Annotated in this window: 12 protein-coding genes; 7 read left to right on the top strand and 5 right to left on the bottom strand. The window is 64.8% G+C overall.

What is annotated here, in order from left to right:
• The first annotated feature begins 150 nt into the window (after positions 1-150).
• Positions 151-1026, top strand: a complete 876-nt coding sequence (locus ACVI1L_RS15100) for a sulfurtransferase (protein ID WP_057016781.1) — start codon at positions 151-153, stop codon at positions 1024-1026.
• 218 nt (positions 1027-1244) lie between these two features.
• Here ACVI1L_RS15100 and ACVI1L_RS15095 read toward each other — a convergent pair whose 3' ends face one another.
• Positions 1245-1433 carry a hypothetical protein gene (locus ACVI1L_RS15095; RefSeq protein WP_038387623.1) on the bottom strand — a complete coding sequence of 63 codons (189 nt, stop codon included), beginning with the start codon at positions 1431-1433 and terminating at the stop codon, positions 1245-1247.
• 77 nt (positions 1434-1510) lie between these two features.
• On the opposite strand from ACVI1L_RS15095, the gene ACVI1L_RS15090 reads away from it, so the two are divergent.
• Together ACVI1L_RS15090 and ACVI1L_RS15085 are read left to right on the top strand one after the other, a co-directional pair.
• Positions 1511-2287, top strand: coding sequence for a DUF805 domain-containing protein (locus tag ACVI1L_RS15090; RefSeq protein ID WP_456783209.1), 777 nt, complete (start codon positions 1511-1513; stop codon positions 2285-2287).
• A complete protein-coding gene (locus tag ACVI1L_RS15085; RefSeq protein WP_456783208.1) occupies positions 2199-2858 on the top strand; it encodes a hypothetical protein in 660 nt (219 codons plus the stop codon). Before ACVI1L_RS15090 ends, ACVI1L_RS15085 begins: the two co-directional genes overlap by 89 nt.
• A gap of 185 nt (positions 2859-3043) precedes the next feature.
• On the opposite strand, the gene ACVI1L_RS15080 is transcribed toward ACVI1L_RS15085, so the two are convergent.
• Positions 3044-4000 (bottom strand): DMT family transporter, encoded by a 957-nt coding sequence (locus ACVI1L_RS15080; RefSeq protein WP_316398848.1) that lies wholly within the window; start codon positions 3998-4000, stop codon positions 3044-3046.
• Positions 4001-4231: 231 nt separating this feature from the next.
• The gene (locus ACVI1L_RS15075) at positions 4232-4720 is read right to left on the bottom strand and encodes a Fur family transcriptional regulator (protein ID WP_026191999.1); all 489 of its coding nucleotides are present in this window, start codon (positions 4718-4720) and stop codon (positions 4232-4234) included.
• Positions 4721-4887: 167 nt separating this feature from the next.
• Here ACVI1L_RS15075 and ACVI1L_RS15070 point away from each other — a divergent pair, with 167 nt between their 5' ends.
• The 4 genes from ACVI1L_RS15070 (at position 4888) to ACVI1L_RS15055 (ending at position 9781) form a co-directional block, all read left to right on the top strand.
• Positions 4888-5367: a MarR family winged helix-turn-helix transcriptional regulator gene (locus ACVI1L_RS15070; RefSeq protein WP_085970781.1), complete on the top strand. Its 480-nt coding sequence runs from the start codon at positions 4888-4890 to the stop codon at positions 5365-5367.
• Positions 5360-6532 carry an HlyD family secretion protein gene (locus ACVI1L_RS15065; protein WP_253588282.1) on the top strand — a complete coding sequence of 391 codons (1173 nt, stop codon included), beginning with the start codon at positions 5360-5362 and terminating at the stop codon, positions 6530-6532. Before ACVI1L_RS15070 ends, ACVI1L_RS15065 begins: the two co-directional genes overlap by 8 nt.
• A gap of 97 nt (positions 6533-6629) precedes the next feature.
• Entirely contained in the window at positions 6630-8186 is a 1557-nt protein-coding gene (locus tag ACVI1L_RS15060) for an MDR family MFS transporter (protein WP_253588283.1), read from the top strand.
• 284 nt (positions 8187-8470) lie between these two features.
• Positions 8471-9781 (top strand): ABC transporter substrate-binding protein, encoded by a 1311-nt coding sequence (locus tag ACVI1L_RS15055; protein ID WP_057016785.1) that lies wholly within the window; start codon positions 8471-8473, stop codon positions 9779-9781.
• A gap of 443 nt (positions 9782-10224) precedes the next feature.
• Here ACVI1L_RS15055 and ACVI1L_RS15050 read toward each other — a convergent pair whose 3' ends face one another.
• Entirely contained in the window at positions 10225-11394 is a 1170-nt protein-coding gene (locus tag ACVI1L_RS15050) for a Gfo/Idh/MocA family protein (protein ID WP_456783207.1), read from the bottom strand.
• A 16-nt stretch (positions 11395-11410) separates the two neighbouring features.
• Positions 11411-12265, bottom strand: coding sequence for a shikimate dehydrogenase (locus ACVI1L_RS15045; protein ID WP_456783206.1), 855 nt, complete (start codon positions 12263-12265; stop codon positions 11411-11413).
• Position 12266: the final 1 nt, after the last annotated feature.

Below are 12266 nucleotides of genomic sequence, written 5' to 3'. Positions count from 1 at the left end.
GATTGAGGCCAAACGCAAGCCATGCAGCGGCGTCCTGCATGCCCCGCTATATTGGACCGGATTGGGGTGAATCAAAGGGCAAAGTGACAGCTTTTCATGTGATCTGGCGCATCTTAGCATCCCGTTAAACACACACCGGGAGGACGCAAAATGGCCGGCAACAGCGAGCTGATCACCACGGCGGAACTTGCCGAGATCCTGACCCGGCCGGACCTTCGCCTGTTCGACTGCACGACCTATCTGGAGCCGGCCCCCGCCGGCAGCAACGCTCCCTATATGGTCGTCTCGGGCCGCCAGACCTTCGAGGCCGGCCACATCCCGGGCGCCAATTTCCTCGATTTGCAGGCCGAATTCTCGGATGCCCATACCCATCTGCGCTTCATGATGCCGCCGACAGCGCAGCTCGAAGCCGCGTTCGGCCGCCACGGCATCTCGGCGGGCAGCCGCGTCGTGCTCTATTCGATCGGCACCGCAATGTGGGCGACGCGGTTCTGGTGGATGCTGCGCTCGCTCGGCTTCGAGGGTGCCGCCGTGCTCGACGGCGGCATCGACAAATGGACTGCCGAAGGACGCGACATCGAGACCGGACTTGCCGGCGGCTATCCGCCGGCGACGTTTCCGGCGCGGCCGAAGGACGGCATGTTCGTCGACAAGCATGACGTGCTCGCCGCGACCACGGAGGGCGACACCGTCATCGTCAACGCGCTCGGCCCGCAATTCTACAAGGGGCTGGAGCCGAGCCGTTACGGCCGACCCGGCCGCATCCCCGGCAGCGTCAGCGTGCCGGCGGCGACCTTGATCGATCCCAAGGCCAAGACGTTCGTGCCGCTTGAGGAGGCCGAAGCAATCTTCGCAGCGCAAGGCATCACCAGGGACAAGCGCGTCGTCGCCTATTGCGGCGGCGGCATCTCCGCGACCATCGACCTGTTCCAGCTGCATCGGCTCGGCTACGACAATCTCACGCTCTATGACGGCTCGATGGGCGAATGGGCGAAGGATGAGTCCCTGCCAATCGAGAGGGGTTAGTGGGGAAGCGCGATGTCTCCTCCGTCGTCCTGGCGAAGGCCAGGACCCATAACCACCGAATTTGCTTGTGAACGGGAAAGCGGCCCCCAGCGCCACGCGACAACCGACAGTTGGGGTAATGGGTCCTGGCCTTCGCCAGGACGACGCTGAATGTTTGGCGCGCCGATGAGTCATACATCCGCATTCTCGCGACATGAATCGTCGGAGTCTTGAGGCGATCAAGCCGGCTTCTTGACGATCTCAAGGCCTCGGGCCGCCAATTCCTTCAAGATGCTCCGTGCGAGGTGGGAGCACTCATCCGGCTTGATCCAGCACGCGCTCCGCCAGTCCGGATCATCCTCCTTGGAGTATGCGGTGAACGCGGAGCGAATTCCGGCTTCAATTGCATCGGTGGCATCGATTGGCATCAGCGCGCCTCCAACGGCATCCCTCGCATGGGAGCCTTCGTGGAGGCGATGTTGACGTAAATCGATACCGTCCGCAATTGCGCCTGAAGGCCACAATTGTCCGCTCAGCAATAGGGAAACGTAAATCTTCGCCGCTAGAGTGCCGCCGTCTGCCGGAGATGGTCGTGCATCCCACCGCGTCGATCGCCACCTGTTTCAGGAAGTTCGCTGATTTCACCGGACGGGCTTCGCGTGCCGAGTTCTGGTGGTTCTTCGGCTTTTGTCTGCTGCTCCTGCTCGCAGCCCATCAGCTCGACAAGACGGTCTACGCCGCCGTCGCAATAGCGCTGCCGCTGTTTGCCGTGACGGCCCGGCGCTTCCACGACAGTGGCCTGACCACCGGCCTTGCGGTGTTCTTCGCCGTTGCGCCGTTTGTCATCTTCTACTTCTTTTCCGCTGTCCAGGATCGCATCGAGGCATGGTTTGGCGTGCACGTGCCGTATGGATTGATCGCCGCGATCCCGGCGATCTGCGCCTTTGCTTTCTCTGCCTTCTGCTTCCTCGCCGCACTCGGCCGCCGAAGCCTGCAGACCGCTTCGACGGCACGGGCGAGGTCCGGCGTCGATTCATCGGAAGCAAATCCGGCCGTGCTCGCCAGGCAAGAGGCGGAACGCAAGGTCTCCGGTTTTTTCCAAAGCCGTCATGGCCGTATTCGCGATCCCGGCGGATGGCGGGGCGTCGGCCGGCGCCGACAAGACCGACCCCGGCGTCACCGCCGCGTGCGGGATGGTCGTCGATCTCTGCGCGCGTTACGGACACGGCATCACCTCACCGCCATTCAACGCGCTGTTTTCCGGATCAGGGGCGCGACTTGAGGCCGCCGGCTGGCACGCCCTACCGGACGGCGGCGCGGAGATCGACCTGAACCATCGCGCAAGCACCAGCATCGTGCGCAATTGCGCAGTTGAACTGCGCAAGGACGCGGGACAGACCGACATTGCCGGCCTGCTGCGCAAGGAGAAAGAGCAGTTGCAGGCGGCCGAGACGGCGACGCCGGAACAGGATCGGACGACGGCCTATTACGCGCTCGACGGAGCGGGCGCAGCCGGATTCATTGCGATCGAGAAGCTGCGTCAAAGCTACAACACCTATTTCCGAATCCGCATCTGCCTTGCCGAAGGGCATGGGCGCGCCGCGATGGAGACCCTGCGATCGTCGACGCTCTACCAGGCATTCCGCCACGCGTTCTCCGATGGCGCGCCGCCCTATCCCGCGTTCGGCCAGAGAATCATCAAGGGCTATCAGCCGATCCTCTACCGGGACGGGCTCGGCATCTCACTCGAGGTCACCGATCTCGGAGCCGGGAGCGCAAAAATGCTTGCCGGCCGCGGGCTGCATCTTCCGCCGGTCTACGTCGATTTCGAGATGCATGAGCGGATGATGTAACGGGATTGCGCTCCGGTTGTCTGCGGCATTCCGCTCCTCTTTGCTCGTCATCCTGAGGCGCGAGCTCTTGCGAGCCTCAAAGGATGAACGGCCCGGGTGCCGGCTGGGCCGTCGTTTCGAGACGCGCGTTCCGCGCTCCTCAGCATGACGGGGAGAGAGTTGAGCGCACGGCACCCAGGATAACCTCACGCCGGCACGTTGGGATCCGGCGTCACCTTCGGGTCGGGCTTGTTGACGAGATAGAGCCCGGCGATCACCAGCAGCGCGGCGACGCCGAACACCGCCGTCAACGTGTCGTGCATGATGAAATAGGCCGCGACGACGCCGAACAGCGGCGTGACGAAGGTGAAGGCCGACAGCTTGCTCGCGGAGTAGGTTTTCACCATCGCAAACCAGATGACGAACGTGCAGCCCACCACCCAGACCGCCTGATAGGCAAGCAGCGAGATCGACAGCGCGCTCGGCACATGCTCGATGCGCTCGCCCGCGATCCAGGCGGCGAGGCCGAGGATCGGAATCGAGATCGCGACCTGGTAGCCGAGCGCCTTTTCCGGCGCGGCCTTGCGCAAGCCCGTGCCCTTGGCGACCAGCGTAGTTGCCGCCCACAGCGCGCCGCCGCCGACCACCATGAGGTCGCCGAGCAGCACCTTGGCATCGACGTTCGGCTGCGGCACGCCGATCGCGAGCGCGACGCCGGCAAAGCTCAGCGCAAGCCCGCTCCACTGCACGGTCGAGAGACGCTCGCCGAGGAACTGGTGCGAGCCGAGCGCAACGAAGAACGGCGCGGTGTAGAGGAACACCGAGGCGCGCGAGGCCGAGGTGAAGACGAGGCCGGTGAAGATCAGCACGAACTCGCAGCCGAACATCAGCCCGGCGACGATCCCGGGGACGAGGGTGCCGTCGCGCTCGAAGAATTTGACGCCGCGCAGGTGGCCGACGATCAGCATCACCGGCAGCGCGCCGGCGGAGCGGATCATCGCCTGCAGCATCGGCGGCACGTCGGGCAGCGCAAGCTTGACCGCGAGCTGGTTGAAGCCCCAGCTCACGCACAGCATCAGCATCACGGCGATGGCGCCGGGCGGCAGCCCGTGTCCGACGCTGACGGGCCTTGTGACGCTGGCGGAGATCGCTTGGGTCGACATGTTTCCTCGCGAGCCGGCTTGGTGCCGTGTTGTTAATTGCCGGTTGGGCTCCCTCGCCCCGCTCTTGCGGGGAGAGGGTTGGGGTGAGGGGCCGTCGCCGCAAATTCGATAGAGGCGAGCGTGCGGAGAGTCCCCCTCACCCGAAATTCGCTACCGCGAATTTCGACCTCTCCCCGCAAGCGGGGCGAGGTAGCTCGAAAGCAGTGCGAGTTAGCTGAAACCATCGCGCCATCACGTCTTTTGGCAGTGCGCACAGGTGCCGGCGATCTCGACGACGGAGAGTTTCGGGATGAACCCCGAGGCCCGCGCCGCCGCGGTCAGGCTTTGCGCGACGGGGGCGGCCGGGATCTCGCCGACCGAGCCGCAATGGTCGCAGATCAAAAACGCCACCATCGAGGTCTCGTCATGGTCGTGCGCGCAGGCGAGGAAGGCGTTGCGGCTCTCGATGCGGTGGACGAGGCCGTTCTCCATCAGGAAGTCGAGCGCGCGGTAGACGGTAATCGGTGCCGGCCGCGGCATCGTCTTGGCCAGCTCGTCGATCACCTCATAGGCGCCGAGCGGGCGATGGCTCGACAGCAGCGCCTGCAGCACCTGACGGCGGATCGGGGTGAATTTCTGGCCGCGGCGCGCACACACCTGCTCGGCATGCGCCATCGCGTCCGCGGCGCAGCGGCCGTGATCGTGGTCGGGGGCAGGAAATGTCGGCTTGGCCAGGCTCATTGCCTCGATATCTAGCATTTGCGCGCCCGTTCCCAAAGCCCGGCTCTCAACCCCGGTTCGCCGCCGCGTTGCAGCCATGCCCGCAATGCGGGGCAGCCTCGCGTTAACCCGGCATGCAGAAATCATAAGCAAGCTTATTATATCCCAAGCTTATGGAGGCAGGATCGATGCGCGGTTCGGTGGACACCGATTTCTTGTTTACGCTGGGCGAAGTGTTCCGGCTGATCCGCGTCTATGCCGACAAGGAGGCCGCACGCTACGGCATCACCCGCGCGCAATGGGCCGTGCTGTCCAAGGTGGAACGCCAGGAAGGGTTGAAACAGACCGAGCTCGCCGAGCTGCTCGAGGTGCAGCCGATCACGCTGACGCGGCTGATCGACAAGCTCTGCGACAATGGCTGGATCGAGCGCCGCAGCGACGAGAACGATCGCCGCGTCAACCGCCTCTATCTGAAGAAGGCCGCGCGCCCGCTGCTCGGCAAGCTCGCCGGCCTCCGCTCCGAACTCACCGCGACCGCGCTCGAGGGCATCAGCCCCGCTGACGCGTATCGCCTGCTCACCCAATTGGAATCGATCAAGGAAAACGTTCGCAATGCCGTCCAGACCCCAGCCGGCGAGCCCTCCCGAAAGGAACAGCGCTATGGCTGAACCCGTCCTCAAACTGGCCCCCGAGCAGAAGAGCAATCCGGGCGAGCCTGCGCCGTCGGGCAAGGCCAGCCGCGCGCCGCGCCGTCGCCTGATGGCCGGTCTGCGGCGCTATCGCCGCACGCTGCTGCTGGTCGTGCTGCCGACGCTCGCTGCGATCGGCGGCATCGTGTTCTATCTCAATGGCGGCCGCTATGTCGGCACCGACGACGCCTATGTCGGCGCGCAGAAGGTGCTGATCACGCCGGAAATCTCCGGCAAGATCGACAAGATCGTCGTGAAGGAAGGCCAGCACGTCAGGAAGGGCGACGAACTGTTCGAGATCGACCCCGTGCCGTTCCGCCTCGCGGTGGCGCAGGCCAAGGCCGCGCTCGACCAGACCAGGACCACCTATGACAACCTGGTCGACAACATCAAGATCAACGGCAGGATGCTGGAATTCGCCCAGCAGAGCATCGAATTGAAGAAGCGCGACGTCGAACGCAAGTCGACGCTGGCCAAGCAGAATTTCGGCTCGCAGCTCGACCTCGACAACGCGGCGAATGCGCAAGTGACGGCCGAGAGCCTGGCGCAATACATCAGGCAGCAGATCTCCAAGGACAAGACGCAGCTGCTCGGCGATATCGACCTGCCGATCGAACAGTTCCCGCCCTACGCCCAGGCCAAGGCCAAGCTCGACGACGCCCAGCGCAATCTCGACCACACCGTGCTGCGCGCGCCGATGGACGGCGTCGCGACCCAGGTCGACCAGATCCAGCTCGGCCGCTTCGTCGCCGCCGGCTCGCCGGTGTTCTCGATCATCGACGTCGACCATCCCTGGGTCGACGCCAATCCGAAGGAAAGCGACTTCACCTATGTCGCGGTCGGCCAGCCGGTTGAGCTCGACGTCGACGCGTTCCCGAACCATCGGTTCAAGGGCAAGGTCGGCTCGCTGTCGCCCGGCACCGGCGCGCAGTTCGCGATCCTGCCGCCGCAGAACGCGACCGGCAATTTCGTCAAGGTGGTGCAGCGCGTGCCGGTGCGGATCTATTTCGACGAGAACGATCCGTTCGTGAAGAAGCTGAAAGCCGGCATGAGCGTCTACGCGACGATCGACACCAACCACCGCCGCACGCTGGCCGGCCTGCTCGGGCTGGCGCCGGCCTCGGCGCACCCGGACCACGAGTAGAGAGAAGAAGCGGTCGATCATCGACCGCAGAGACAGTGCGCCCCCTCTCCCGCTTGCGGGGGAGCGGGTTTCCAACGCTCGAACAGGACCGACCTGAATGAATGCACCGTCACCATCCGCCGTACCCGGCATGCGCCGGAACATGGTGACGATCTGCGCGATGACCGCGACGATCATGCAGGCGCTCGACACCACGATCGCCAACGTCGCGCTGCCCTATATGCAGGGCTCGCTGTCGGCCTCGCAGGACCAGATCAACTGGGTGCTGACCTCCTACATCGTCGCGGCCGCGATCATGACCGCGCCGGTGGGCTGGATCGCCAACCGCTATGGCCGCAAGCGCATCTTCATCATCTGCTCGGCCGGCTTCACCGTCGCCTCGGTGTTCTGCGGCCTGGCGCAGGACATCAACCAAATGGTGCTGTTCCGCCTGCTGCAGGGCGTGTTCGGCGCGGCGCTGGTGCCGCTGTCGCAGGCCGTGATGCTCGACTCTTACGCGCTGCATGAGCGCGCGAAAGCGATGTCGATCTGGGGCATGGGCGTGATGATGGGCCCGATCATGGGGCCCTCGCTCGGCGCCTGGCTGACCGAGACCTATTCCTGGCACTGGGTGTTCTTCGTCAACCTGCCATTCGGCGCCATCACCGTGCTCGGCCTTGCCGTCTTCATGGACGAGACCAAGCAAGACCTCAATCTGCGCTTCGACTGGTTCGGGTTCGGCGCGCTCGCGGTCGCGATCGGTTCGCTGCAGCTCGCGCTCGACCGCGGCGAGCAGCTCGGCTGGCTGGAATCCAACGAGATCATGATCGAATTCGTCGTCTCCGCGATCGGCTTCTACTATTTCTTCGCCCATTCGCTGACGACCAGCCGGCCCTTCATCCAGTTCGCGCTGTTCAAGGACAAGAACTTCCTCGGCGGCTGCGTGTTCATGACTGTCATGGGCCTCGTGCTGTATTCGACCATGGCGCTGTCCTCGCCCTATCTGCAGAACGTGGTCGGCTACCCGATCATCACCGCGGGCCTGTTGTTGGCGACCCGCGGCGCCGGCACCTTCGTCGCGATGATGCTGGTCGGCCGCATGATGCGCTACATCGAGGCGCGCACGCTGATCATCTCCGGCCTGGCGCTGACCGCGGCCTCGCTGTTCCAGATGACCGGCTGGACCGACATGACGCAGGCCAACGAGATCATCGTCGTCAGCGTGATCCAGGGCTTCGGCTTCGGCCTCGTGTTCGTGCCGCTGTCGACGGTGGCGTTCATGTCGCTGCCCAACCATCTGCGCACCGACGGCACCTCGATGCTGACGCTGTTGCGCAACGTCGCAAGCTCGGTCGGCATCTCGATCGTGATCGCGCAGCTGACGGAAGGCGGACGGCGGATCTACGCAAAGCTGTCGGAGCAGATCAATCCGTTCAACCACGCGCTGCAGATGCCCGACGTATCGGGCATGATCAACCTCAACACCGATGCCGGCCGCGCGATGGCCGACAAGATGGTGGCGGCGCAGTCGCAGATCATCGCGTTCTCGCACGACTACCAGCTGGTGATGCTGTTCATCCTGGTCTCGATCCCGCTCGCGCTGATGATCGGCTCGACCAAGGCCACGCTGCGCGCGCAGTCGGCGCCATCGGATCATGCCGCGGTGATGGAGTAGGTTTTCGCCCTACGTTCTCCGAGTGTCGGGGCGATTGGTCACACCGTCATCCTGAGGCGCGAGCACTTGCGAGCCTCGAAGGATGCACGGCCCCGTTGGTGGCCGTCGACCCTTCGAGACGCGCTACGCGCTCCTCAGGGTGACGGTGAAAGAGTGAGGACGCCCCCTCCGAAAGCGCAAGACGCCGCAGCCGCAAGCCGCGTTGACTTTCCGACCTTGCCTCCCAATACTCCGCGAAAACAAGCAGACCCGTCATACAACTGACGGTTTCAGGGGAGGACGCGATGCCGACTTCACGCAGGACGCTGCTGAAGACTTCAGCGGCTGCCGCCGCTGCTTTCAGCTTGGATTGGACACGGGCGCAGGCGCAGGCCGAGACGGTCCGGATCGGCGTGATCTACGACCTGACAGGCCCGTTCGCCGCCGGCGGCTCGGTCGCCTCCTCGATCGGCACCCAGATCGCGATCGACCTCGTCAACGAGAAGGGCGGCATCGGTGGCAAGTACAAGATCGCGCCGGTCAACGTCGATTCCCAGAGCAAGCCCGATGTCGCGATCAACGAGGCCAATCGCCTGATCGACCAGGAGAAGGTCGACATCCTCAACGGCGTGTTCGCAAGCTCCCACGCGGTGCCGCTCGCCGCCAAGGTCGAGCAGCAGAAGCGGATCCTGTGGATCACGACCGCAGTCTCGACCGCCGTGTTCAAGGACAAGAACCTGCAATACGTATTCCGCGCGCAGATCCATTCCGACCAGTACGGCCAGGCCTTCGCGAGCTTCATCAACGAGCATGCCAAGGCCAAGCTCGGCATGGAGCCCAAGGACGTCAAGGTGGCGCTGATCCACGAGGACGGGCCCTATGGCGTCGGCGTCGCCGCGGCCGACGAGGCCTTCGCCAAGGAGGTCGGGCTGCAGGTCGCGCTGAAGGAGGGCTATTCCGCCTCCGCGCCCGATCTCTCGGTGCTGGTCACCAAGCTGAAGCGCGCCAAGGCCGACGTGATCTCGCACGCCGGCTACAATCCCGACATCACGCTGTTCCTGCGCCAGGCACGCGAGAGCGGGCTGAAGTTCAAGATGCTGTTCGGCGCCGGCGCCGGCTACAGCCAGCTCGACAAGCTGCGCGCGACCTTCGGCGCCGACATCGACAATTTCTGCAACATCGATCCGGTGCCGGCGCAGCTGCTCGATCCCGCCAAGCTCGCGCCGGGAATCGGCGACCTCACCAAGACCATGGTCGCGCGCTACCGCGAGAAGACCAATGCGACCGAAGTGCCGCCGCACTGCTCGATGGGCTTCAACCAGACCTGGATCCTGCTCAACAATGTGCTGCCGGTCGCCAAGGAGAAGTACGGCGGCTTCGATCCCGAGGCGATCCGCAAGGCGGCGCTCGACGTCGACATCCCCGCAGGCGGCACCATCCAGGGCTATGGCGTGAAGTTCTATCCGCCGGGCACGCCGCTGTCCGGCCAGAACGAGCGCTCGACGCCGGTCGTGATGCAGAACGCCGGCGAGCGCATCACCGTGGTGTGGCCGACCAATATCCGCACCCAGGATCCGGTGTTTCCGCTGCCGAAGGGCTCGGTGTACGCGGCGTAGCGTGGCGACGAGGCGAGACTGCCGCCGCATCGGGGCTGCGCTCCCTCGCCCCGCTGTTGCGGGGAGAGGGTTGGGGTGAGGGGCTTCTCTCCGCGAATGCGATCGCGATGAGACCTGTACCCCCTCACCCGGATTGCATCTGGCGATGCAATCCGACCTCTCCCCGCAAGCGGGGCAAGGTGAGGTGAGATGTCGCCTCGCCGCTCGAGCGAATGACGCGGTGACAACCTCTCATCCGGCGCGCTGTGCGCGCCACCTTCTCCCACAAGGGGAGAAGGGAAGAGCAGCCGCAGGGTAACCAAAAGGAGTGCGACGACGTACCAGACTCACATGCTGCTCTCGACTCCGTCATCCTGAGGTGCGAGCGGAGCAAGCCTCGAAGGATGGACGGCCCGGCATACGCACTATGGGACGAGAGCAATCACGCTGCTCCTCCCGCGCCGTTACAACACCACCCGCCTGCCCTCATCCGCCGCCCAGTAGCCGGCGTAATTTACCCGTGTCGTCTCATACGCCAGCGCGAGGTCCGCGAGGGGCTGCCGCCCGGTCGCGACGCATTCCATGAAATCCTGGATCTCCTGCAGGTAGCCGCGGGTCCATTCCTCCTCGAGGCAGACATATTGCCAGCCGGTTTTGCGATCGACCTTTTCGGTGATGTAGACCGAGGCGAGCTTCTCCTCGCTCGTCTGGTAGCTGGTCAGATGCGTGTTCGGGGTGATGTTGGCAAACAGTGAGCCGCCGCTCGTATAGATCTCGATCAAATTGCGCACGCCGCCCATGATCATGTCGCCGGAGAACACCGTTGCCTTGGTGCCGTCGGAGAAGGTTGCGGTCAGCGTGCCCCAATCCTCGACATCGACAGGATTGGCCTTGATGTAGGCGCGCTCCTCGGATTTAAGGCCGGCGGTGACATTGCCGACGTCGCAGGTGACGCTGGCGACCGTGATGGTCTCGCCGCGCGCTTTGGCCTCGACCTGCTTGAGATAGAGCACCGCCGACAGGGGATGACAGCCCATCCGGATCAGCGAGCCGCCGCCGGTCATCGCCCACTCGGCGGCATGCGCCGCATGCGAGCCGGAATGGCTCTCCTCGCCCTTCATGAACAGGATCTTGTCGCCTGTCGCGCGGATGATCTCCGCGGTCTTGGTCACCGCCGGTGCGTAGATCCAGTCCTCGGCATACATGAAGAGTTGTCCGCTTCGCTCGATCGCGGCGCGGGTCACCTCCATCTCCTCCATCACCCGCTGGTACATCAGCGCTTTCGGCACATACCTGCCGATCGGCGCCTTGTCGCCGTCGCGGCCGAAATAGCCGCTGAACGGCTTCTCGCAGATCACGTGCTTGCCGGCCTGCATTGCCTCGACGATCATCGCGGCGTGAAGGTTCGGCGGCGTGCAAATGTCGATCACGTCAAGCTCGCGGTCGGCGATCAGCTCGGCGAAGCGGCGATAGGCGTTCGGGATTGCGTGCTTGCGGGCGAACGCATTGACATGATCGCCGCGCGCCGCGACCGCCCTCACCTCGACGTCGACGCCATAGACGCGCCGGTAGGCAACCATATGCAGCTCCGACACGAAGCCGCAGCCGGCCAGCCCGATCCTGATTTTTGTCATTTTGTGTCTCCGCCCCTCAGGCGGGCGCAGAGTAGCGTGCGGCCATCACCGCGTCGAACGCATTTGCCATGACATCCGTCGAAGGCATCATTGTCGTGAACAATTCGAACGCGTCCGCTGCTGCGTAGATCGCAAGATCGCGCCCGGTCAGAACTTTGGCGCCCTTGGCCTTGGCCGCCAACAGCAGCGGCGTCCACAGCGGCGTGTAGACGGCGTCGGCGACCCACATCGACGGATGCAACAAGCCGTCCGGCACAGGACTGTCGCGGCTCGGCAGCATGCCGACCGGCGTTGCGTTGACGACGCCGGTCGCGCCATCGACCGCGGCCTCGATGCCGGCGACACCACGAACCGCATGACGGCCGGCCAACTGGCCGGCCAGCCACGCGACCTTCGCGGCATCAGCGTCGAAGATGCGGAGCCCACCAACGCCGAGGATGGCGAGCGCGAAGGCGATCGCCTTGCCGACGCCGCCGGCACCGATCAGCGCGATCGGGCCGCGCGGCGCTGACGCAAGCAGCGGCGCGATTGGGCGCGCAAAGCCGGTCGCGTCGGTGTTGTGTCCGACCAGCCGCGTGCGATCGACGACGATGGTGTTGACCGCGCCGATCGCACGCGCATCGGGTGCGAGATCGTCGAGCAGCTCGACCACCGCCTCCTTGTAGGGAAAGGTGACATTGACGCCGGCAAAGCCGAGCCGCCGGATGCCGTCGAGCATCGCGCGCAGCTCGTCGCGGCCGGCGCCGTTGACCTCGATGAGCTGGTAGTGGACGCGAACGCCGAGCGCTGCTGCGGCCGCTTCGTGCATCGCAGGCGCCGCCGAATGCGCGATCGGATAGCCAATCAGCCCCGTCAGGAAACGGTCGCGCATT

It is taken from the genome of Bradyrhizobium sp. USDA 4516 (assembly GCF_054055915.1).
This window is presented reverse-complemented; position numbering and strand designations above follow the sequence as displayed.